The sequence below is a fragment of the Rhodococcus sp. 21391 genome (assembly GCF_016772255.1).
Lineage (GTDB): Bacteria > Actinomycetota > Actinomycetes > Mycobacteriales > Mycobacteriaceae > Rhodococcus_F > Rhodococcus_F opacus.
Map to the genome: position 1 here is coordinate 5189805 of NZ_CP063781.1, position 26684 is coordinate 5216488.

Below are 26684 nucleotides of genomic sequence, written 5' to 3' on the forward strand. Positions count from 1 at the left end.
TCACGGCCGTTCGGCGAGCGCGCGCGAGAGCACGGGCCCGATGACGCCGAGGGACTGCGGCTCGATCATCTCGTTGTGCCCGCAGTCCACGGGCCGCTCGTCGATCCGGCCGGTCACGAGCGGCCGCCACTCGTCCGCCGACCGCGCACGGGTCGCGCCGTCCCCGTCGCGCGTGGCGGGGAAGATGAGCAGGTCCCCGTCGTAGACCCGCGGCACGAAGTGGTGGGCGAGCCACCGCGAATTCTCGTATCCCGCGGTGATCCGTTCGAGGTCGTGCCCGCGCACTCCGGTCTCGGTCCCGAACGACTCGTCGATCAACCGGGCCGCGTGCTCGTAGGTCATCTCACCGTCGCCCTCGGTCTGGAGTCCCAGCCCGCGCAGGAGGTCCCGGATCTCCAGCCTGCCGACCAGCGGGTCCTCGCCGCCCACGGGGTAGCTGTCCATGACGGCGAGTGTCGCGACCTCTTCGCCGGCCCTCTGCAGTTCGACGGCCATGGCGTGCGCGATGACCCCGCCGAGGGACCAGCCGAGCAGGTCGTACGGGCCGGTGGGCTGGATGGCCTGCATCTCCTCGACGTATCGGTGGGCCAGTTGCTCGATCGTCCGGTAGTCGCCGTCACCGCTGATCGTGGGCAGCTGCAGTCCGTATGCCGGCCGGTCGGGAGGGAGATACTGCACCAGACCTGCGTATCCCCAGGACAGGCCGATGCCCGGATGCACGCAGAACAGCGGTCGCCCGCTTCCCTGCGCGCGCAGCGGAATCACCACGGCGAGTGCCTCTTCCATACCGGCGCTCCGGTGTGGAAGGTCGAGGCGGCGGGCGATTCCCGCCGGTGTCGGGTCGAGGAACATCCATTGCAGCGGGACCCTCCGGTCCAACGCTGCCTGCAGGGCGCTGACGATCCTGGTGGCGAGGAGCGAATTTCCACCGAGATCGAAGAAGCTGTCCGCGGTGCCCACCCGGTCCACTCCGAGTACCTCCGCGAAGGCGTCCACGACGATGCGCTCGTTGTCCGTGGCCGGTGCCCGGAATGCCGCACCGGTCGAGCCGAATTCCGGGGCGGGCAACGCCTTCCGGTCGAGCTTGCCCACCGGGGTCATCGGAATCCGATCCAGAACGACCACCGCGGACGGCACCATGTGGGTGGGCAGGCGCTCGGACGCGTAGGTGCGCAGCCCCGCAGACTCCACCTCCTGCCCGTCCTGAACCCGCACGTACGATGCGAGCACGGTGTCACCGGACGGGCCGGTGTGGCCGATGGTGGCGGCGAACGCAACCGCCGGGTGCCGGGCGAGCACGGCGTCGATCTCCCCGAGTTCGATGCGGAAACCACGGACCTTGACCTGGAAGTCGCTGCGGCCGATGTACTCGAGTGCGCTTGCCGTCTTCCGCCAGCGCACCACGTCGCCGGTCCGGTACATCCGGGTGCCCGGTTCCCCGAAATTGCAGGCGACGAATCGTTCCGCGGTGAGCGCCGTCCGGTTGTGGTACCCGCGTGCCAGTCCGGGTCCGGTGATGTACAACTCGCCCGGCACGCCGACCGGGACCGGCTGCAGCCGCTCGTCGAGGACCAGGAACGCGAAACCCCGTGCGGGAGCCCCGATGTTCACGCCCTCACCGGGTCGCATCGCGGCGCTGACGCTCGCCTGAATCGTGGTCTCCGTGGGCCCGTACCCGCTGTGCAGGCTCCGCCCCGGCGCCCACCGCGCCACCACTTCCGGCGGGCACGCCTCGCCCACCAGATCCAGGACCCGGAGCGAATCGAGTCCGTCGTTGTCGAGGGCCGCCAGCGCGGTCGGCGTGATGGTCGCATGGGTCACCTGCTCACGACGGAACAGATCCGCCAGCTCGCTGCCCCCGACGACGGCAGGCGGCACGATCACGACGCGCGCCGACGCACTGAACGCCATCATCAGCTCGAACACCGACGCGTCGAAGCTCGGGGACGCCAACTGCGAGACCCGGGACTCGTGCGTGACCTGGAACCGTTCGTGCGTCTCCGCGGTGAAATCGGCCATGCCCCGGTGGGTGACGGTCACGCCCTTCGGTCTTCCGGTCGACCCCGACGTGTAGATGAGATAGGCCGGGTGGGCGAGGTGCAACGGACTCGTCCGATCCTCGTCGGTGATCGGTGCCGACGACACGTCCGCCACCTGCGCGGCGAAGTCCTCGTCGTCGAGGACCAGCCACGGAACGGTGTCGGGCAGGGCGCTCCGGCGAGTCCTCACGGTGAGGCCGAGCGCAGCCCGGCAATCGGTGAGCATGTACTCGATACGGTCGCGCGGGTAGGTGGGGTCGACGGGCACGAACGCCGCGCCCGCCTTGGTGATCGACCAGATCGAGATCACCGACTCGATCGACCGGGGCATGCCGACAGCCACGAACGTCTCCGGTCCCACCCCGCGGCCGCGCAGAACCCGGGCCACCCGGTTGGACCACTCGTCGAGTTGGCGGTAGGTCACGCGCCGGTCCTCGAGGGACAGGGCCACCGAGTCCGGGTCGAGCGCGGCGGCGGCCGTCAGCAGGTCGGGCCACAGCTCGGGGCGCACCTCCGGCGCGCCGCGGGCAGGGACCATCGCCCGCAACTCCGCCTCGTCGAGGAGGGGAAGGTCGCCGGTCGGCCGGTCGGGGTTCACGGTGACGGCATCGAGGATCCGCACGAAACGGTCGGCGAAGCCACGGACCGTGTCGGGGTCGAAGAGATCGGCGGCGAAGTCGACGGCGCCGTTCATCCCCGCGGGCGCACCGTTCGCGTCGAACTCCTCCGCCAGGAGGAATTCGAGATCCACCTTGACGACGGCGAGCCCGGGATCGATTCCACGGACTTCCATTCCCGGCAGAGTCAGGACCGGCCGCTCGTTGTTCTGGAATTCCAGCGAGACCTGGACGAGCGGCGCATACGCCGTCGATCGGGTCGGCCCGACCGCCTCCACCACCCGCTCGAACGGAACGTCGGCATGCGCGAAGGCGCCGAGGTCGACGTCACGACAGTGCGCGGCCAGGGCGGTGAACGACTCGGCCGCATCCACCTGCGTGCGCAGGGCGAGCGTGCCCACGAACATGCCCACCAGATCGTCGAGTGCGGGCTCTCCCCGGCCGGCGATCGGGGTGCCGACGGCGACGTCCGGGGTTCCACCGAGGCGGCTGAGCAACACCGCCAGGGCGGCGTGCACGGTCATGGATTCGGTGGAGCCGAGACGACGCGACAACTCCCGGATGCGACGGTGAAGGTCGCTGTCGACGGAGAAGTGGATGCGCTCGCCGCGGAAGGACTGCTGGGACGGCCGATCCCGATCGGTGGGGAGTTCCAGGAGATCGGGGGCGCCGGCCAGCGCGGTCGTCCAGTAGTCGAGTTGCCGCGAAATCAGCGACTGGGGGTCGTCGTCCGAACCCAGCGACTCCCGTTGCCACAGGGCGTAATCGGCGTACTGCACCGGCAGGGGCGCCCAGTCGGGCGCGCCGCCCGAGACGCGGGCGCCGTACGCCGTCATCACGTCGCGCACCAGCGGGACCATCGAGAACCCGTCTGCCGAGATGTGATGCACCACCACGGCGAGTACGTGCTCGGTGGCGCTCAGTGAATACAGCCCGACCCGCAGCGGAAGCCCTACGGTGACATCGAAACCTGCCGAGACCAGCCGGGTCACTTCCCCCCGCAGCTGCTCGTCCGAGACGGTGACGGGGATCAGCGCGGGCACCGCACCCGCGGCGGGCAGGATCTGCTGAACCGGCCAGTCGCCGCGGACCGGGAACATCGTGCGCAGCGACTCGTGCCGGGCGACGACATCGGTGAGCGCCGAATTCAGTGCTCCCACATCGAGGTCCCCGCTGAGTGTCACCACGATCGGGATGTTGTAGGCGGCCGAGGTGGTGTCGAGCTGGTTGACGAACCACATCCGCTGCTGCGCGAACGACAGCGGAATGTCCTCGGGCCGGGTGCGGGCCGCGAGCACCGGTCGTCCGGACGGCTCCGCACCGGCGTGCTCGATCCGTGCCGCCAGCGCGGCGACCGTGGGCGCCTCGAACAGATCACGCACCCCGCACTCGGTGCCGAGTAACGCTCGCAGCCGCGCCATCACCCGGGTGGCGCTCAGGGAGTTGCCGCCGATGTCGAAGAAACCGGCGTCGGCGCCGACACGCCCCAGCCCGAGTACGTCCGCGAAGACTCCGGCCACGGTTTCCTCGATCGGACCGATCGGCACCCGGTCGTGCCCCGTCCCGGAGAGCAGGTCGGGCTCGGGCAGTGCCGTGCGGTCCAGCTTGCCGACCGCCGTCAGTGGAATGCGATCCAGAACGGTGATCGAGATGGGCACCATGTGGGACGGCAGGCGGTCCGCCAGGTGCCGGGTGAGTACCCCCGTGTCGAGGGAGCGACCCGACGTCGGAACGACGTACGACACCAGCAGAGTGTCTCCCGCAGGACCGCGATGCGCGAGAGTGGCGGCGAATCCGACGTCCGGTTCCGACATGAGGGTGGAGTCGATCTCGCCGAGTTCGATGCGGAAACCGCGCACCTTCACCTGGAAGTCGGTGCGGCCCACGTACTCGATGCTGTGGTCTGCCGTCCACTGCACGATGTCGCCGGTGCGATACATCCTCTCCCCGGGACGGACGGGGTCGGCAACGAACCGCTCGGCGGTGAGTGCCGGTCGGCGGTGGTAGCCGCGGGCCAGGCCGGCCCCGGCGAGATACAACTCGCCCGGAACCCCCACGGGGACCGGTTGCAGCCGGGAGTCGAGCACCAGTTCCGTCACCCCGCGGATCGGCCCGCCGATGGTGATCGGGTGCCCGGAGACCATCGGCTCGCTGATGTTGGACATGATCGTCGTCTCGGTCGGTCCGTACGCGTTGTACAGCCGGCGGCCCGGCGCCCAGCGGGTGACGAGTTCGGGCGGGCAGGCCTCGCCGCCGAACACCAGGTCCGTGAGCTGCGCCAGCCCGGCCGGATCGAGTGACGCCAACGCAGCGGTGGTGATGAAGGCGTGGGTCACGCTCCGGTCGGCCAGAAGCCGCGCGAGTTCGTCGCCGCCGAACACGGTGGGCGGCGCGATCACCATCGTCGCGCCGGCACCGAAGGCCTGCAGGTACTCGAACACCGACCCGTCGAAACTCGGTGTGGAGAAGTGCAGAGTCCGGGACTGCGGTGCCGCACCGAAACGTTCGAGCTGGTCGAGAGCGAAGTTGTCCAGTCCGCGATGGGTGACCACCACACCCTTGGGCACACCCGTGGACCCCGACGTGTACACGGCGTACACGGCGGTGTCCAGCGTGATCGGACCGCTCCGGTCGACATCGGTCACGGCTGCCGCCGGGCGCTCGGCGCACTCGGTCGCGAAGCCGGGTTCGTCCAGGGCCAGCCAGTGTGCGGTGCCCGGGAGCCGGTCTCGGTGTTCGGTCGTGGTCACGCCGAGAGTGACTCCGGAATCGACGAGCATGTGAGTGATGCGCTCGTCGGGGTAGTTCGGATCGATCGGCACGAACGCCGCACCGGTCTTCGCCACCGCCCACACCGACAGCACCGAATCGAGGGACCGCGGTACCCCGATGGCCACGAACGTCTCCGGGCCCGCCCCCCGCGCGATGAGTGCGCGCGCCAGACGATTCGACCGCTCGTCCAGGTCGCCGTAGCTCACGTCGCCGTCCTCGGAGGACAGTGCGATCGCCCCCGGATCGAGCGCGGCCCCCTCTTCGAGGATTTGCGGCAGCGTGCGGGTCGACCCGCCCGGACCGCCGCGGACCGGCACCAGATCGGCGCGCTCCCGGTCGGTCAGCAGCGACAGCGCGGCCAGCGGCTGGTCCGGACGAGCGCACGCGTCGAGTACACGCAGCACGCGTCCGGCGATGTCGTCGATGGTGTCCGTGTCGAAGACGTCCGGGAGGTACTCGAACTTCAGGCGCAGACGAGCGTCGACGGATGCCACGAGACTCAGCGGATAGTGGGCCGCATCTCGCGCGTCCACTCCGGCGACGCGCATTCCGGCGATGTCGGTCTCGGTGGAGAGCCCGGCGCGGTCGACGGGGTACGACTCGAACACCGTCAACGTGTCGAATCCGACCTCCGGTCCGGCGGCACTCTGGATTTCGGCCAGCCCGAGGTAGTGGTGATCCAGCAACGCCGCCTGCTCGGCCTGCACCCGCTCCAGCAGGGCGCCCACCGTGTCGTCGGGGCGCAGCCTCACCCGGACGGGCAGTGTGTTGATGAACAGTCCGACCATCGTCTCGATGCCGGCCAGTTCGGGGGGCCGCCCCGAGACGGTGGCGCCGAACAGCACGTCGTCACGGGCGGTCAACGTACCCAGCACAATCCCCCACGAGACCTGAACGATCGTGTTGACGGTCAGTCCCCGCGAACGCGCGACGTCGCGCAGGCGGGTGGTGTGGTCTTCGTCCAGGTCGAAGACGAACTCGTCGGACATCGTGGACAGCCGCCGTCCCCGGTCCGAGCGGGCAAGCAACGTCGGTCCGTCCACCCCGGCGAGGGCCCGAGCCCACACCTCACGGGAGGCGCCTTGATCTCGGCGGCTCATCCACCCCAGGTAGTCGCGGTACCCGCGGACGCGGGGCAGCGGCGACGGGTCCGCGTCGGTGGCGTACAGCGTCAGCAACTCCCGGACCAGCAGCGGCATCGACCAGCCGTCGAGGAGGATGTGGTGGTTCGTCGACACCAGTCGGTAGCGGTTCGGCGCGGTCGCGATCAGCAGGAACCGGATCAGCGGGGCACGCGTCAGGTCGAACGGGCGACCCCGATCCTCGGCCAGTAGTCGCGCGACCTCGGACGCCGCAGCGTCCTCGTCGAGAGCCGTGAGATCGACCTCGCGCCAGGGCGCCTCCACCCTTCGACGGATCACCTGAACGGCGTTGCCGTCGGCGTCGTGCCGGAAGCAGGCGCGCAGATTCGCGTGCCGGTCCAGCAGGGCGTCGGCCGCGCGGCGCAGTCGATGCGGATCCACGGCGCCCTCGAGTTCGAGGCTCACCTGCACCAGGTAGGCGTCGAGGGAGTCGTCGGCGAGTTCGGAGTGGAAGAGCATGCCGGACTGCAGGGGCGACAGCGGCCACACGTCCGTCAGGTCCGGACAGATGTGTTCGAGGTCCTCGATCGCATCCTGTCGAAGCTCGACGAGATCGAGATCCGACGGCGTGAACCCGCCGCCACCCGACTCCGCATGCGTGCCGAGAGCAGCGAGCGCCTGCAGCCACAGCTGCGCGAGTTCCTCGACCCCCTCGTGGGTGAGGACGCCCGGAGGGTAGGTCCACGTGGAGTTCAGCTGGGGGCCGTCGCCCGAGTCGACGGTCATCGCGTTGACGTCGACGACGGCCGCGACGGGCACCGCCGACTTCTCGCGCAGTCCGGGTTCCTCGACCGGCACCCACCCCTCGTCGGTCTCCATGGCGGTCCGGCCCATTCTGCCGAGATAGTTGAAGCTGACCTGGGGCATCGCCAGCGGCGAAAGAACCTGCGCCGTCTCGTCGTTCAGGTACCGGAGTAGTCCGAAACCGATGCCGTGGTCGGGAACGGCGAGGAGTTGCTCCTTCACGGTCTTGAGCGCGACCCCCGCGGACGGGCCCGCGGCGAACGCGTCGTCGAGGTCCACCCCGCTCAGATCGAGTCGCACCGGGAAGAGGGTGGTGAACCAGCCGATCGTGCGCGCGAGATCCGCGCCCGGCACCACCTGCTCCTCGCGACCGTGTCCCTCGAGACCCACCAGCGCGCCGGGGAGTTCGATCCCGCGGCGGCGCCGCCAACTCGTCAGCGCCATGGTCAGTGCCGTCAGCAGCGCATCTCCCACGCCGGCGTGGAAGGCCCGCGGCACGGTTGTCAGGAGGGTCTCGGTCAACGGGGCAGGAACGCGTACCGCGAAGTACGCGGCGGTCGCAGCGGTGTCCGACACGGTTACCGGGCGCGACCCCAGCAGCGGGTCGGGCGCGTTCAGCATTCCCCGCCACAGTTCGACCTCGGCGGTGCGCTGGGGTTCACGCGCGGCGTCGGCGAGTGCATGTGCCCACCGGCGCATCGACGTTCCCGGTGGCTCGAGCGCCGGTGCCGCGCCGGACTGCAGTTGCGCGCACACCGCCGCGAGGTCGGGGATCAGGATCCGCCAGGACACACCGTCCATCGCCAGATGATGGACGACGATCAGCACGCGCCCCGGATGGTCGCCGCCGTCCAGCCAGACCGCCTGCATCATCACGCCCGACTCCGGGTCGAGCCGATCGAGGGCACTGTCGAGTTCGGCGCCGACATCGTCCCCCCGGCCCCGGCGGAGAACGCTCGCCGCCCGCACCGATCCTTCGGCCTGCACTTCCATCGACCAGCCCTCTTCGGTGCGGGACGTGCGGTACAGCCGGGCCCGCAACAGGTCGTGCCGATCCAGCACGGCCTGCAGAGCCGCCGTCAGGGTGTCGTCGTCCACCGTGGCGGGCAGCGTGAACAGTGCGGACTGCGAGTAGCGGCGGAAATCCCCGCCCCGGGCGAGCATCCACCGCACGATCGGGGTCAGCGGAATCTCGCCGATCCCGGCCCCGGGCAGCTCGTCGAGAACCACCGTCCCGTCATCCGTTCCGGCCGCCGCGGCCAGCCCGGCAACGGTCTTGCGCTCGAACACCTCGCGCGGCGAGATCAGTATCCCGGCGGCCTTGGCGCGGGTGACCAGCTGGATGGACATGATCGAATCCCCGCCGAGGGTGAAGAACGAGTCGTCCACCCCCACCGAGTCGAGGCCGAGGACCTCCGCGAACAGCTCCACGAGGGTCCGTTCCGTCTCGGTGACCGGACCGCGGCCCACGGTCACTCGCAGTCCGAAGTCCGGTTCGGGCAGAGCTTTCCGATCGAGTTTGCCGTTCACCGTCCGCGGCATCTCGTCGAGAACCACCACGACGGCCGGCACCATATGCGACGCCAATCGCTCGGCGGCCGTATCGATGATCGCCGCCGGGTCGATCGCGACACCGGTCTCCGGCACCACGTACCCCACCAACCGGTCCGCGCGTGCCGTCACCGCAGACTGCGCCACTCCCTCGCACGCGAGCAGCGCCGACTCCACCTCACCGAGTTCGATCCGGTAGCCCTTCACCTGCACCTGGAGGTCGTTGCGGCCGAGGTACTCCAGCTGTCCGTGCCCGTTCCACCTGCCCAGGTCGCCGGACCGGTACATGCGGGCCCCGGGAGTGAAGGGGTCGGCGACGAATCGGCCGGACGTGAGGGCGGCCCGGCCCAGGTAGCCGCGCGAAACCTGCGCACCCGAGACGTACATCTCGCCGACCACGCCCGACGGCACCGGATGGAGTCGTCCGTCGAGCACGTACACGCGCAGTCCGGGCAGTCCCCGGCCGATCACCGATGCGGACTCCTCCTCGACGAGGTCCCGGTGGATCGGCAGGTGGCTGACGTGCACGGTCGTTTCCGTGATGCCGTACATGTTGACCAGGACCGGTGCGGCGTCGCCGCGGCGTGCGTACCAGCGCCGCAACTGGCCGAATTCGAGGGCCTCCCCGCCGAAGATCACGTATCGCAGCGACAGGCCGGGACCACCGGCGAGGCGATCGGCCTCCGCCAATTGGTAGAAGGCGGTGGGGGTTTGATTCACGACCGTGACTGCTTCGTCGCGCAGGAGTTCGAGGAACCTTGCGGGTGAGCGCGCCGTGAAGTAGTCCACCAGCACCAGCCGGCCGCCGTGCGCGAGCGCTCCCCACATTTCCCACACCGAGAAGTCGAACGCGGCGGAATGGAACATGGTCCACACGTCGGCCGGTCCGAATCCGAACAGTGTCTGGGTGTTCGCCAGCAACGTGATCACGTTGCGGTGCGAGACCTGCACGCCCTTCGGCTGCCCGGTGGAACCGGACGTGTAGATCACGTACGCCACCGAGTCCAGGTGGAGCGGAGCACGGCGGTCGGTGTCGGTGACCGGCAGCGACGACAGCTTCTGCAGCGCAGTCACTGTCTCGGGATCGTCCACCACAACCACCGGAACCCCGGCGCCGCGGAAGGTCTCGGCGTCCGCGGTCGTGGTGAGCACACACTTCGGCCGGGCGTCGCCGAGCAGGAAGGCCAACCGCTCGGCAGGAGAAGCGACGTCCACCGGAAGGTACCCGGCTCCCGACTTCACCACCGCCAGCAGTGCCACGACGAGGTCGATCGACCGCGTCATCCCCACCGCTACCAGGGTTTCCGCGGCTGCCCCCTGTTTCACCAGCAGTCTCGCGAGCCGGTTGGCCCGGTCGTCGAGCTCGCGGTACGTCACCGACGCGTCGTCGCAGCGCACCGCGACGGCATCGCCCGCGGATGCCACCATGCGATCGAACGCATCCACGAGCGACAGCGGTGGGACATCGGTCCCCGGCCGATGCGCGGCGGTGAGCAGGAGCTCGCGTTCGGGGGCGTGGAGGATGTCGACGTCCCCGACGGGTGCGGTCGGGTCGGTGGTCACGGCCTCGATCACCCGCACGAAGCGCTCCGCGACACTCTCCACCGACGCGCGATCGAACACATCGGTCGCGTAGCGGAGGCCGGCGCTGATCCCGGCCGGCACGCCCTGCTCGTCGACCCGCTCCACCAGGCTCAGCTGCAGATCGAACTTCGCGACGTCCAGATCGACGTCGAGCGACCGGGCGGTCAACCCGGGCAGTTCGAGGTGGGTGCGGGTGGCGTTCTGGAATTCGAGCAACACCTGGAACAGGGGCGAGTGCGCGGTCGACCGCTCGGGTGCGAGTTCGTCCACCAGCCGCTCGAAGGGAAGGTCTGCGTGCTCGAACGCGCGGAGGTCCACCGACCGCACGGCGGTGAGCACGTCGGCGAACGACGATCCCGGCGCCACCGGTGTGCGGAGCACCAGCGTGTTGACGAACATCCCCACGACGTCGTCGAGTGCCGCGTGGCCCCGGCCCGCGACCGCGGTTCCCACCACCACGTCGTCCGATCCCGACACCCTCTCCAGCAGCACGGCCAGCGTGGCGTGCACCACCATGAACAGCGTCGAATTGTGCTGTCGTGCAAGCTCGGCCAGAGCTTCGTGGACGGATGGCGGGATGTCGAACGGGACGACGGCCCCGAGGAAGGACCGATGGACGGGTCGGGGCCGGTCCAGGGGCAGTGGCAGCACGTCCGGGATGCCCGACAATGTCCGGACCCAGTACCCGAGCTGACCGGACATCACCGAATCGGGCTGGTCTTCGGTGCCCAGTACCTGTTGCTGCCACAGGCTGTAGTCGGCGTACTGCACGGGCAGCGGCGCCCAGCCGGGTGCCTGCTGCTGTGCGCGGGCGGTGTAGGCGAGCATCAGGTCGCGCGCCAGGGGCGCCATCGAGAAGCCGTCGGCCGCGATGTGGTGCGCGACGAGGGCGAGGACGTGCCGCTCGGGAGTGAGTGTCCACAGCCTCACCCGGATCGGAAGGTCCTCGGTGACGTCGAATCCCACGCCGAAGAATGCGGTGAGCGAGTCGTGAAGGGCTCCTTCGGCAACGGGGACCGGTTCGAGGTCGGGGGTCGCGAGCGTGGAGTCGACGATCACCTGCCGGGGGCCGTCGGCGGAACCGGGAAACACGGTCCGCAGCGACTCGTGGCGTTCCATGACGTCGCCGAGTGCCGCTTGTAGCGCAGCCAGGTCCACCACGCCGTCCAACTGCAGGGCGACCGGGATGTTGTAGGCCGGTGAGGAGGTGTCGAACTGGTTGACGAACCACATCCGCTGTTGCGCGACGGAAAGGGGAATCCGCTCGGGCCGCGCCGTCGCGGTGAGTGCCGGGGAGCCGGAACTCGTCCTCACGTCCGAGTCGATCCGGACGGCCAGATCGGACACCACGGGTGCGTCGAACAGCGCCGCGACACCCAGAGTCGTGTCCAGTGCGCTGTTGATGCGTCCCACCACCCGGGTGGCACTGAGCGAATCTCCCCCGAGGTCGAAGAAGCTGTCGTCGGCCCCGACGCGATCGACCCCGAGGACGGCGGCGAAGGCCGTGGCGATCGCTTCCTCCACGGGTGTGGTGAGGGCGCGGTATCCGACGGTGCGCGTGCCGAATTCCGGTGTCGGCAGCGCTTTCCGGTCGAGTTTGCCGTTCACCGTCACCGGCAACTCCGCCAGCACCACCACCACCGACGGCACCATAAACCCCGGCAACGCCACCGCAGCCCACTCCCGCACCACCCGCTCGTCCACCACCGCCCCGGCCACCGGCACCACATACCCCGCCAGATACTCCCCCGACGACCCATCCCCGCGCAGCACCACCACCGCCTGCGCCACATCCTCCCGGCGCAACAACACCGCCTCGATCTCCCCCAACTCGACCCGCTGACCCCGCAACTTCACCTGAAAATCCGTACGCCCCAAATACTCCAACTCCCCACCCGGCAACCACCGAACCCGATCCCCCGTCCGATACAACCGCGAACCCGCACCGAACGGATTCGCCACGAACCGATCCGCCGTCAAATCCGGCCGCCCCCGATACCCCCGCGCCAACTGCACGCCCCCGAGATACAACTCCCCCGCCACCCCCACCGGCACCGGCCGCAACCGCCCGTCCAGCACCAACGTCTGCGTATTCCACACCGGCGCCCCGATCGGCACCACCCTCCGATCCGCCTCCGTCACCTCGTGGAACGTGACATCCACCGACGCCTCCGTCGGACCGTACAGATTGTGCAGCTCCACCGCGCTCACCCCGCGCAGACGTGCCGCCGTTGCCGACGGCAACGCCTCACCGCTGGCGAACACCCGGCGCAGCGCACCGCACCCCTCCACGTTCGCCCCCGCCAGAAACACCTCGAGCATCGACGGCACGAAATGCACCGTGGTGACCGCTTCCTCGCGGATCACCCGTTCGAGGTACGCCGGGTCGCGGTGCCCGTCCGGCTCCGCGATCACCAACCGCGCCCCGACGATCAACGGCCAGAACAACTCCCACACCGACACATCGAACGTCACCGGCGTCTTCTGCAGGATCACATCCTCCGACGTCAGCGGGTACCGATCCTGCATCCACAACAACCGGTTCACCACACCCTCGTGCGGAACCGCCACCCCCTTCGGCCGACCCGTCGACCCCGACGTGAACATCACATACGCCGGATGAGCAGGACGCAACCGCGACAACCGCTCCCCATCCCCCACCACACCGGCCGAAAACCCCGACACATCCAGGGTGTCGAGTTCCACCACCCGCACACCCGCAGGCACCACCACCCCATCCCCAGATGTGGTCAGCACCAACACCGGATCCGCCGTCGCCACCACAAACCCCACCCGCTCGGCAGGCTGATCCGGATCTATCGGCACATACGCCCCACCCGCCTTCACCACCGCGTACATCCCCACCAGCATCTCCACCGAACGACGCACCGCCACACCCACCGACGACTCCGGACCCACCCCCGCCCCGATCAGGAACCGCGCCAGCCGATTCACCCGCGCATCGAACTCCCCATACGACAACACCACATCCCCACACACCACCGCCGCAGCACCAGGAGTCCGCCCCACCTGCGCGTCGAGCAGGTCGGCGAGGGTGGTGTGCGGCACCGGGTGACCCGTCGCATTCCACGAACCCACCACCAACGCCCGCTCACCCGGCCCCAGAACCTCCACATCACCGACCGCGGTGTCCACATCGCCGGCGATCGTCACGAGAATCCGGACGAGGCGGTCGGCGAGCGCTCCGGCATCGTCCCGGTCGACGGCTCCGGGTTGGTAGCGCAGACTCAATCGCAGCCGTGGTTCGAGGATCGACAGCAGCGTGAGCGGATAGTGCGTGGCGTCGCGGGCATCGAGACCGGTCACCCGCATGCCCCCGATGTCGGTGTTCTCGTCCAGCCCGGACGTGTCGATCGGGAACGACTCGAACACCGACAGCGTGTCGAACAGATTGCCCACACCCACCCGCGACTGAATCTCGCCGAGGCCGAGATGATGGTGGTCGAGTAGGGACGTCTGCTCGTCCTGCAGGCGGGCGAGCAGTCGCGCGACGCTCTCGTCCGGGTCCACCCGCACTCGCACGGGCACCGTGTTGATGAACAGTCCCAGCATGTTCTCGACACCGGGCAGCTGCGGTGGACGACCGGACACGGTGGCACCGAAGACCACGTCGTCGCGGGAAAGTAACCGGGACAGCAGCATCCCCCACGCCGCCTGAATCACCGTGTTCACGGTGACGCCGGCGCGCTCCGCCGCCGCCGCGAGTCCGCCCCGCACCGGGGCGGGCAGTTCGACGTCGAGTTCGTGGGGCACACCGTAGAGCGCCGGGGACGCGTGGGGCGCCACCAGCGTCGGCTCCTCGACACCGTCGAGCGCTCGTTCCCAGGCCCGCACCGACGCCTCCGCGTCCCGGGTTGCTACCCAGTCCAGATACGTGCGGTACGAGGGCGGCTCCGGCAGCCCGGCCGGGTCGCCGTCGGCGGCATAGCGAACCAGCAGTTCCCGCACCAGCAGCGGCATCGACCAGCCGTCGAGGATGATGTGATGATTCGTGACCGCCAGCACGAAGCGCTCCGGTGCGGTGTGGAACAGGGTCAGCCGGAGCAGCGGCGGCCGGGTGAGGTCGAATCGGGCACTGCGGTCCTCGTCGAGCAGGCGCGCGAGTTCCGTGTCGGGGGCCGGCCCGTCGAGCGTGAGATCCACCTCCCGCCACGGCACGTCGACCGTGTCGACCACCAGTTGTGCGGGCACCCCGTCGTCGTAGACGAACGCGGTCCGCAGGCTGGAATGCCGGGCCAGCAGCCCTGCCGCGGCGGCGCGCAGACGTTCGGCGTCGACCGCACCCTCGAGGTCGATGCGCAGTTGGGCGGTGTAGACGTCCATCGACTCCGCGGCCAGGGAAGCATGGAACAGCAACCCGGACTGCAGCGGAGACAACGACCACACGTCCCGCAGTGCCGGGAAACGCTCCTCCCAGCGCTCGATCTGCTGCTGGTTCGCCGACACGAGCGGAACGTCGGACGGTGTCAGCCCGCCCGCATCCGGTCGTGACGCGTGCGCGGCAAGTCCGGCGAGGGCGCGGCGCCACAGATCCGCGAACGCCGCGACCTCGGCCTCGCGGAGGACCCCGGTCGGAAATGCGAACGACGCCATCAGACGGGGTCCGTCTGGACTGTCGGAGACGACGGCGTTGACGTCGATCACGGATGCGACGGGCATGTCGGGATTCCGGGTGCCGCCGAGCGTGCTCTCCACCGGCAGCCAGTCCTCGGCTCCGTCCGTGGTGGTCACTCGACCGAGATAGTTGAAACTCACTTGCGGAGCCGGGAATCGGCTGAGGGACTGCGCCGTCTCGTCGCCCCGGTAGCGCAGTAGTCCGAAGCCGATCCCGTGATCCGGGATCGCGAGCAACTGCTCCTTGACAGCCTTGACCGCCTGCCCTGCCGCGACACCACCTGCCATCGCGTCGTCGACGTCGATTCCGGTGAGATCCAACCGCGCCGGATACACGGTGGTGAACCAGCCGACGGTACGCGACAGGTCCGCGCCGGAGACGACCTGCTCTTCGCGGCCGTGCCCCTCGAGGGTGATCAGCGCGTCCGAGACGGGGGCGTCCCGTTCCCGTCGCCAGGCGATCAGTGCCAGCGTGACCGCGGCGAGCAACCCGTCGCCCACGCTCCCGTGGAACGCGTCCGGAAGCGTGGTGAGCAGGGCGCCGGTCACCGACGACGACACGTCGACCCTGACGGTGCCGACGGTCACGTCGACGTCGATCGCGGGATCCATTGGGCGCGAACCGATCAGCGGGTCCGGGCCGTCGAGGATCTTCTCCCACGAGGCCAGTTCGCCGGTCCGGTGCCGCGCCGCTTCGGACAGGCCGTGCGACCACCGCCGCATCGACGTTCCGACTGCCGGCAGGTCCGGGGTGAGACCGGCCTGGAGTCGGATGCACGCCGACGCGAGATCCGCGACGAGGATGCGCCAGGAGACGCCGTCGACCACGAGGTGGTGTACCACCACGAGCAGTCGCCCGACGTCGCCTGGGACGTCGAACCAGACCACGCGCACCATGCTGGCCGCGGCGGGGTCCAGGTGGTCGGCCGCAGCATCGAGTTCCGTGGTCGCGAGCGCGGTGAAGTCGTCTCCCGTCACCGTGTCGACCGGCACCCGACGGACCAGTGCGTCCGCAGGCACCGAGCCCGGCGGCAGCACGTCCATCTCGTCCGCGGACACACGCGCGCGGAGCAGGTCGTGCCGGTCCAGTACCGCCTCGACGGCGCGGACGAGAACCTCGTGGGTGAGACCGGCGGGGGCGGCCAGCAACAGCGCCTGCGAGAACCTGTCGAGCCGCCCGCCGCTGCGCTCGAACGTCCAGCGCGCGACGGGTGTCAGCGGCAGGGTGCCGACACCACCGCCCGGCAGCTCGTCGAGAGCCACTGTGCCGTCGCTGTCGAATCGCGCCGCCGCGGCGAGACCGGCGACCGTTCGGTGGTCGAACACGTCTCGGGGAGAGAGGATCACACCGGCGGACCGTGCGCGGGCCACCAGCTGTATCGACATGATGCTGTCACCGCCGAGGGCGAAGAACGAGTCGTCCACGCCCACCGAGTCCAGTCCGAGCACCTCCTCGAACAGTCCGGCGAGAAGCTCCTCGGTCTCGGTGTGCGGCGGCCGACTCCCGGAACCCGCGAAGTCCGGGGCCGGAAGCGCTGTGCGGTCGAGCTTTCCGTGCACCGTCAGGGGAAGCGATTCGAGTGTCACCAGCGCCGCCGGCACCATGTACGACGCCAACCTGCCCCCGACGAAGTCGAGGACAGCCCTCGTATCGACCGTCGCATCCGGTGCGGGCACCAGGTACCCGATCAGCCGATCGCCGCCGCCGTCCCCGTTCCACACGCTCGCGACCGCGTGGGCCACGGAGTCGTGCGCGAGCAGCGCCGACTCGACCTCACCGAGTTCGATGCGGAAGCCCCGGATCTTCACCTGGGCATCGGTGCGCCCGAGGTACTCCAACTGACCGTCGGAAAGCCAGCGTGCCCGGTCGCCGGTGCGATACATCCGGCTTCCGGGCGGGCCGAAGGGGTCGGCGACGAAGCGTTCGGCGGTCAGTGGGTACCGCCGGCGGTACCCGCGTGCGAGGGCGGGACCTGCGAGATACAACTCTCCTGCCACACCGGCCGGCACCGGGTGCAGTCGCGAGTCCAGTACGACCTCGGCGAAACCACGCGTGGGCATGCCGATCGTGACCGGAGCCCCCGGTACCAGTTCGTCGCTGATGCTCGACACGACGGTCGACTCGGTCGGACCGTACGCGTCGAACATGCGACGGCCCGGCGCCCACCGCGCGACCAGTTCGGGCGGACACGCCTCGCCGCCCGTCACCACACACTCGAGGGCGGTGAGACCGTCGGGGTCGACCGACGCCAGCGCCGCCGGAGTGACGAAGCAGTGCGTGACCCGCTCGGATTCCAGCAACTGCGCCAATTCGGCACCGCCGTAGACGGACGGCGGTGCGATCACCATCGTGGCTGCCGCGCCGACCGCCAGCAGCAGTTCGAGGACGGACGCGTCGAAGCTCGGCGATGCGAAGTGCAGCGTTCTGGATTCGGGTGTCGTACCGAATGTCTCCCTCTCCTGGGCGGCGAAGGCGGCGAGACCGCGGTGCGTGGTGACCACACCTTTGGGCCTGCCGGTCGACCCCGAGGTGTAGATGAGGTAGGCGGGATTGTCGATCCGAATCGTCGACGTCCGCTCGTCATCGGTGACCGGCGACGACGGATAGTGCGACAGCCTGTCCTCGAGACCCGGGTCGCCCAGCACCAGCCACGGCACCGCGTCCGGAAGTGCGCCGCGTTGCGCCGAGCCCGTCACACCCCACACGGCGCCGGAGTCGGTGAGCATGAATTCGATCCGTGCGGCCGGATGGTCCGGATCCACCGGAAGGAAGGCGGCCCCCGACTTGGCCACCGCCCAGACGGCCAGGACGGATTCGACGGACCGCGGCACACACAGGGCGACGACGGATTCCGGGCCGACGCCGCGCTCGATCAACATGCGGGCCAACTGGTTCGATCGCCTGTCGAGGTCCCCGTAGCGCACGACACGCCCGTCGTAGACCAACGCGGGGGCCTCCGGATCGTTCGTGGCCGCCTCGGCCATCAGATCCGGCAGCGTCCGTGCCGCTACCGCCGCACCGCCCGTCACCGGGGACAGTACGGCACGCTCCAGCGGTCCGAGTATGTCGATGTCTCCGACCCGGGCGCCGGGGTCGGCCGTGACCGCCTCGAGAATGCGCACGAGTCGTTCCGCGAAGCCGAGCACCGTATCCTCGTCGAAGAGATCGGTCGCGTAGCCCAGTCCCGCGGCAATGCCGGTCGGGTTGCCGTCGGCATCGACGTTCTCGGCCAGCGTCAACTGCAGATCGAAGTTGACGGTGTCGATCTCGAGTTCGATGTTCCGAACCTGTAGATCCGGCAATTCCAGAGTGGGACGCTCGATGTCCTGGAACTCCAGCATCACTTGGAAGAGCGGCGCGTACGCCGTCACCCGGGAAGGACTCAGGACTTCCACCACCCGCTCGAACGGGACGTCCGCATGGGTGAAGGCGCCCAGATCGGCTTCCCGAACGCCGGCCAGGAACTCGGAGAAGGTGGCGCCGCCGTCGACGTGGGTGCGCAGGACGAGGGTGTTGACGAACATGCCCACCACGTCGTCGAGTTCGCGCTCGCCGCGACCGGCGATCGGCGTCCCGACTGCGATGTCGTCCGCACCGCTCACGCGTGCCAGCATGATCGCCAACGCGGCATGCAACGTCATGAACACCGTCGTGGAGTGTTGCCGCGCCAGCCTGACCACACCGGCATGAACCTCGGGTCCGATCACGAACTCGACGTGGCCGCCGCGAAGTGACCGGACGGTGGGACGGGGACGATCCGTGGGCAACTCCAGCACTTCGGGCAGATCCGACAGCGTGGTGGTCCAATACGTCAGCTGTCGGGAAATGGGCGAATTCTCATCGGATTCCGATCCCAGCCACTCGCGCTGCCACAGCGCATAGTCGGCGTACTGCACCTCGAGCGGAGCCCACTCCGGTGCCGACCCGTTCACCCGGGACACGTACGCGTCCATGACGTCGCGGGCCAACGGTGCCATCGAGAAGCCGTCGGCCGCGATGTGATGCACCACCACCGCGAGCACGTGCACGTCCGCGTCGAGGCTGAACAGTCGTGCGCGCAACGGCACCTGCGTCGTCACGTCGAATCCTGCGGACAGCACTCTCCGCGAATGTTCGCGGAACTCGGCTTCCCCCGACACCGCGATCGGTTCGAGGTCGGGCACCGCGCTCGCCGCGGGCAGGATCACCTGGCGCGGTCCGTCGTCGGTGAGCGGGAAGATCGTGCGCACGGCCTCGTGCCGTTCGATGACGTCGGCAACCGCCGCCCGGAGCGCACGCACGTCGAGCCGCCCCTCGAGCCTCAACGCGAACGCGACGTTGTATGCGGACGAGGTGGTGTCGAACTGGTTGATGAACCACATCCGCTGCTGGGCGGGCGACACGGGGACTTCCGCGGTACCTTCCCTGGGCTTCAGCGGTGGTCTGGCCTCCAGCCCGTCGTGCGCCTCGGCCAGCGCCGCCAGACCGGCCACGGTGGGGGCGTCGAACACGTCGCGAATACCGATCCGGTCCCCGACGGCCGCATTGATCCGCGCGACCAACCTGGTGGCGATCAGAGAGTTTCCGCCGAGGGCGAAGAAGTCGTCGTTCACGCCTACCCTCGGGACACCGAGCAGGTCGGCGCACACGGCGGCCACTATTCCCTCGATCGGGGTTCGGGGAGCGACGAAACCCACAGTAGCGCTGCCGAAATCTGGTTCGGGCAGGGCCTTGCGGTCGAGTTTGCCGTTCACCGTCACCGGCAACTCCGCCAGCACCACCACCACCGACGGCACCATGAACCCCGGCAACGCCACCGCAGCCCACTCCCGCACCACCCGCTCGTCCACCACCGCCCCGGCCACCGGCACCACATACCCCGCCAGATACTCCCCCGACGACCCATCCCCGCGCAGCACCACCACCGCGTGCGCCACATCCTCCCGGCGCAACAACACCGCCTCGATCTCCCCCAACTCGACCCGCTGACCCCGCAACTTCACCTGAAAATCCGTACGCCCCAAATACTCCAACTCCCCACCCGGCAACCACCGAACCCGATCCCCCGTCCGATACAACCGCGAACCCGCACCGAACGGATTCGCCACGAACCGATCCGCCGTCAAATCCGGCCGCCCCCGATACCCCCGCGCCAACTGCACGCCCCCGAGATACAACTCCCCCGCCACCCCCACCGGCACCGGCCGCAACCGCCCGTCCAGCACCAACGTCTGCGTATTCCACACCGGCGCCCCGATCGGCACCACCCTCCGATCCGCCTCCGTCACCTCGTGGAACGTGACATCCACCGACGCCTCCGTCGGACCGTACAAGTTGTGGAGCCGGGCACCGGGTACCAGTGTCCGCATCCTCGACGCCGTCCGCGCGGGCAACGCCTCACCCGAGGCGAACACACGCCGCAGGCTCGTGCATCGCGTCACTGCCGGTTCCGCGGTGAATACGGCCAACATCGAGGGGACGAAATGTGCTGTCGTGACGTCATTCTCGGTTATCACGTTCACAAGATAGGCCGGGTCGCGGTGCCCGTCCGGCTCCGCGATCACCAACCGCGCCCCGACGATCAACGGCCAGAACAACTCCCACACCGACACATCGAACGTCACCGGCGTCTTCTGCAGGATCACATCCTCCGACGTCAGCGGGTACCGATCCTGCATCCACAACAACCGGTTCACCACACCCTCGTGCGGAACCGCCACCCCCTTCGGCCGACCCGTCGACCCCGACGTGAACATCACATACGCCGGATGAGCAGGACGCAACCGCGACAACCGCTCCCCATCCCCCACCACACCGGCCGAAAACCCCGACACATCCAGGGTGTCGAGTTCCACCACCCGCACACCCGCAGGCACCACCACCCCATCCCCAGATGTGGTCAGCACCAACACCGGATCCGCCGTCGCCACCACAAACCCCACCCGCTCGGCAGGCTGATCCGGATCTATCGGCACATACGCCCCACCCGCCTTCACCACCGCGTACATCCCCACCAGCATCTCCACCGAACGACGCACCGCCACACCCACCGACGACTCCGGACCCACCCCCGCCCCGATCAGGAACCGCGCCAGCCGATTCACCCGCGCACCGAACTCCCCATACGACAACACCGTCCCGCCACACACCACCGCCGCAGCATCCGGGGTCCGACCCACCTGCGCATCGAGCAGATCGGCGAGGGTGGTGTGCGGCACCGGGTGACCCGTCGCATTCCACGAACCCACCACCAACGCCCGCTCACCCGGCCCCAGAACCTCCACATCACCTACTGGCGCATCCGGATCCGCAATCACTCCCGCCAGAATCCGGAGGAACCGCTCCCCGAATCCCACGACCGTGTCCGGATCGAACACATCCGACGCGAACGTGAACGACGCCTCGATGCCCGCTGCCATCCCGGACGCGTCGTAACGCTCCGCGAGGGTCAACTGCAGATCGAACTTGGACACACCGGAGTCGACGTCGAGGATCTCCACCGTCAGTCCCGGCAGGTCGAGGTGCGCCGGGGCGGTGTTCTGGAACTCCAGCAGAACCTGGAACAGCGGTGAATAGGCGGTCGAGCGGGTCGGTGCGACCGCGTCCACCACGCTCTCGAAGGGAACCTCGGCATGACCGAACGCCGCCAGATCCGCTTCCCGCGCCCGGGACAGCACCTCGCCGAACGTTGCGGCAGGCTCGACGGTCGTCCGCAGGACCAGGGTATTGACGAGCATCCCCACCACGTCGTCGAGTGCTTCCTCGCCCCGCCCGGCGATCGGCGTCCCGATCGCGATGTCGCCGGAACCGCTCAGCCGCGCCGCCAACACCGCCAGCACCGCATGCATCACCATGAACATCGTGGAATTGTGTTGCCGCGCGAGGAGGAGAAGCTCCCGATGATCTTCCGCCGACACCGAGAACCGGACGATCCCACCCCGGAGCGCTCTTTCCGCGGGCCTCGGCCGGTCCAATGGAAGATCCATCGCGTCGGGGAGCCCGGACAGCGTCTGCTTCCAGTACTCCAACTGCGCCGACATCATGCTGCCGGGATTCTCGTCGCTGCCGAGGGCCGCCCGCTGCCACAGGCTGTAGTCGGCGTACTGCACCGGGAGTGGCCGCCAGTCGGGAGCCTGCTGCTGCAGCCGCGCCGAGTACGCCACCATCAGGTCGTGGGCGAGCGGGGCCAGCGACGCTCCGTCCGCCGAAATGTGGTGCACCACCAGCATGAGGACGTGCTCGTCGTGACCGGTCCGGAACAGGGCACCACGCACGGGCACCTCGGTGCTCACGTCGAAGCCCTGAGCAGTCGACTCGGCGATCCGCGCGCCCACTGCGTCCTCGTCTTCGCAGACCGTCGGCTCTAGATCCGGAATTACCTCCCCCGGTGACAGGATCACTTGATGCGGTCCGTCCACCGACGCCGGATACACCGTGCGGAGCGATTCGTGTCGTTCGAGGACATCCGCCACCGTCGCCCGGAGCGCCTCCACGTCGAGAGTTCCGGACAGTCGCAGCGCCATCGGAATGTTGTAGGCGGGCGACGAGGTGTCGTACTGATTGACGAACCACATACGTTGCTGGGCAAGCGACAGCGGGATCCGGTCGGGGCGTGTCCGCGCCACCAGGTCCGGGCGGTCGGGGCGCCTCGCGTGGGCACCCTCGATCCATCCCGCCAATGCCTCCACCGTCGGCGCCTCGAACAGGGTCCGCACCACGAGGTCGGCGCCGAGTGCGGCGTTGACCCGCGCGACCACTTTCGTCGCGACCAGTGAATTTCCGCCGAGGTCGAAGAAGCTGTCGTCGAGGCCGATTCGTTCCACACCCAGCACGTCGGCGAACACTCGCGCGACGGCCCGTTCCACCGGAGTGACGGGCGCACGGAACTCGGTGGCCGTGGAGAGGAATTCCGGCGCCGGCAATGCGGCACGATCGAGCTTCCCCACCGGTGTCATCGGGATCTCGTCCAGTGCCACGATCGCTGCCGGCACCATGTACGTCGGCAATTGCTCTGCGGCATAGTCGATCAACTCGGCAGTCGCCAGCTGTTGCCCTGCTGCCGGCAGCACGTACGACACGAGCACCGTGTCGCCGGACGGTGCCGTTCGCGGCATCGTCACTGCGGTCCGCACCCGCGGATGGGTATGGAGGACGGTGTCGATCTCACCGAGCTCGATGCGGAAGCCGTGTACCTTCACCTGGAAATCGCTGCGGCCCTGGTATTCCAGCGTGCGGTCGGTTCGCCACCGCACCACGTCCCCGGTGCGATACATCCGGTCGCTGGGGCCGCCGAAGGGGTTGGCCACGAACCGTTCCGCCGTCAACGCTGATTTACCGTGATATCCGCGAGCGAGGGCGTCGCCCGAGACGTACAGCTCCCCGGCCACGCCTACCGGCACCGGGTTCAACCGCGCATCGAGGACGACCTCGTGGAATCCGCGGAGCGGACCGCCCAGCGTGATGGCTCCGTCCGGTGACAACGGTGCACTGATGTTCGACATGACGGTCGCCTCGCTGGGCCCGTACGCGTTGCACAATCTGCGACCGGGCGCCCACCGCTTCACCAGTTCCGGCGGGCACGCCTCGCCACCGAACACCACGTCCCGGAAGTCGGCGAGTCCGTCCGGCTCGACCGTTCCGAGCGCGGCAGTGGTGACGAATCCGTGGGTGACCCGTTCCGACGTCAGGAGGCGGGACAACTCGGCGCCGCCGTAGATCGTGGGCGGAACGATCACCATGGTGGCGGCGGCGGCGAACACGTGCAGGTACTCGGATACGGACGCGTCGAAACTCGGTGTGGAGAAGTGCAGAATCCGGGACGTCTGTGTGGCCCCGGATCGTGAGCGCTGCTCGGCCGCGAAGTCGTCCAGGCCACCGTGTGTGACCACGACGCCTTTGGGCCGGCCCGTGGAACCGGACGTGTAGATCACGTACGACGGATTCTCCACGCGGAGAGGCCGCGTCCGCTCCGCGTCGGTCACGGCGGATTCCGGCTGCGTCGCACAGAGCGACCGGAATTCTTCGTCGTCGAGCACCAGCCACGGAATGGCGTCCGGTAGCCGGGAACGCACGGCGGACACCGTCACCCCCAGCGCAGCGCCCGAATCGTCGAGCATGTGCTCGATGCGTTCGGCCGGGTAGTTCGGGTCCACCGGCACGTAGGCCGCACCAGACTTGGCCACCGCCAGCATCGACAGAACCGACTCGATCGAGCGAGTCAAGCCCAGTGCCACGAAGTTCTCCGGCCCGATGCCGCGTTCGGCGAGGACGCGTGCCAATTGGTTCGAGCGCTCGTCCAATTCTCGGTAGGTCACCTCGACACCGCGATACGAGAGCGCGACACCGGTGGGATTGGTTCGTGCTGCCGCTGAGAACAATTCGGAAAGCGTGCGACCCGGACGTCCCGGCACGCCGGAGACCGGAACGAGGGTCGCGTGTTCGGTATCGGACAGGATGTCGATGTCGCCGACGGCGAGCGCCGGGTCGCCGGTGACCGTCTGCAGGATTCGGCGGAACCGTTCGCCGAGGCCATGTACCGTCCCGGGGTCGAACAGATCGGTGGCGAAACCGAGTGTCGCCGTGATCCCGGACGGGGTGCCGTCGGCGTCGACGGCCTCGGTCGCGGTCACCTGTAGGTCGAATCGGCCGAGCCCGGAGGTCTCCGCCCCCTCGCGGCACTCGAACAGGACTTGGACGATCGGCGAGTATGCGGGCGAATCGCTGAGCGCGAGTGTCCGGACCACCTGTTCGAAAGGGACGTCGCGGTGCTCGAACGCCTCCTGATCGACGTCGCGGACGTGGCCGAGGAGATGTGTGAAGGAGGTGTCCGGTTCGACGCGGTTGCGGAGCACCACGAGGTTCCGGCCGTCGTGCATCGCGGTCGTCGTTCCGATCGCCACATCCGAGGCACCCGACAGCCGGCTCAGCAGAACGGTGAAGGCCGCGTGCAGCACCGAGAACGTGGTGGTCTCGTGTTCCCGCGCCAGGGCCACCACTCCGGCATGTGCCTCTGCACCGATCGCAACGTCGACGCGGCCTTCCCCTCGGGTTTGCGCGGCGGGGCGAGGCCGATCGGACGGCAGATTCAGCACCTCGGGCATCCCCGACAGCCGATCCTTCCAGTACTCGAGTTGGTGCGCCGCGAGGCGTCGTCGCGCACCGTCGAGGGCCGTGGCCTCGTGAATCGTCGCGACGCGGGCCCGCGGGTCTGCCGAGATGAACTCTTCCAGCAGTGCGACGAAGTGCCGGTGATGCAGGCGCAGTGCCGAGTCCTCGTATCGGTTCGGGTTGGCCCGGAAATCGACGAAGATCTCGGCCGGCGTCCCGCTCGGGTACACGTTGACCAGCAGATCTTCCACCGGACCCGACGTGACGATGTGGTATTCGCCGACCAGCGGGCCCAGCTGGACGTTCTGATGGAACAGCATGACGTTGACCATGGGGCCGTGGAGTTCGGCGCCAGTGCCCGTGCCCACGTCGCGGCGGATGTCCTCGATACTGCACCGCTGATGCCGCAACGCGCCCATCAGTTCTCGCCTGACCCGCGACACGAGGTCCGCGACCGTCTCGTCCTCGTCGACCGTGATCGGCAGCGGTGCGACGTTGACCATCATGCCGCCGGAGTTGCGCAGCACCGACGTGGTCCGGCCGGACATCGGAACATTCACGAGAACATCGGTTTTCGCCGTGATCCGCGACAGGTAGCAGGCGAAGGCGGCGATGATCGTGACTGCCGCGGTGGCGTTTGCCTGACTGTCGGCGTTGTGGATTCCGGAAACGGCCGCCTCGGACAGCAGGGCACTCTCGACCTTGCTCCTGGCGAGTGCGGGCGCGGTCGCGTCGGCCAGGGTCGATCCTTCGACTGCCTCGACTCGTTTCGCCCAGTACTCCCGATCGGCCACGAAGCGGTCGGAGGACCGGTAGCGGGCGTCGACGTCGTACAGCTCGTGCAGGGTCGCGGCCCGATTCGGATCCGGTTCGCTCCCGGACATCGAGGCCGAGTACCGGTGCGCGATGCGGTTGATCAGTGTCATGGCGCCGTAACCGTCGAGCGCGACGTGGTGAATGCGGCTGTACCACAGGTAGTGCGACTCTCCCACGCAGAGGATCGAGGTCTCGAACAGTCGATCCGTGTCGAGATCGAGTGGGGCCTGGTAGTCCCGGTCCATCCATTCGTGCGCTGCGGCGACCGGATCGTCCTCACCGCGAAAGTCGATGACGGCGATGGACGTGTCGGTGGTGTGGTCCACGTACTGCATCGGCCGGCCGTCGACCTCGACGACCTTGAGGAACGGCGACTGGAACTCGCGGGCCACCGCGATGGTCTCCCGTCGCAACAGGTCGATGTCGAGGTCGCCGTGCAGTTCCACGTAGTGCGCTACCGAGATCGGCACCGCGGGGTCGAGTTGCTGCGCGAACCAGGTGGCACGCTGCGCCGCAGACAGCGGGAAGGGCACCGCGCCCGAATCGTGTGTAGCCGGCTTTCGCGTGTCGACGGGCTTCACGGCGGTTCCTCCCCATAAGGTATCCCCGACCGCTCACAGCGTGACCGCGTCCTGATCCTGGCTCGCGAAGGCGGGAGGCGGTAGCTTTTCCCCGCCCCCCAGAAAATTCGTTCGCC

General features: G+C 68.8%; 1 protein-coding gene. It reads right to left on the minus strand.

Features of this window, described 5'->3' with window-relative positions; all coding sequences use genetic code 11:
- A complete protein-coding gene (locus GO592_RS24120) occupies window positions 1–26568 on the minus strand; it encodes a non-ribosomal peptide synthase/polyketide synthase (protein ID WP_202714988.1) in 26568 nt (8855 codons plus the stop codon).
- Window positions 26569–26684: the final 116 nt, after the last annotated feature.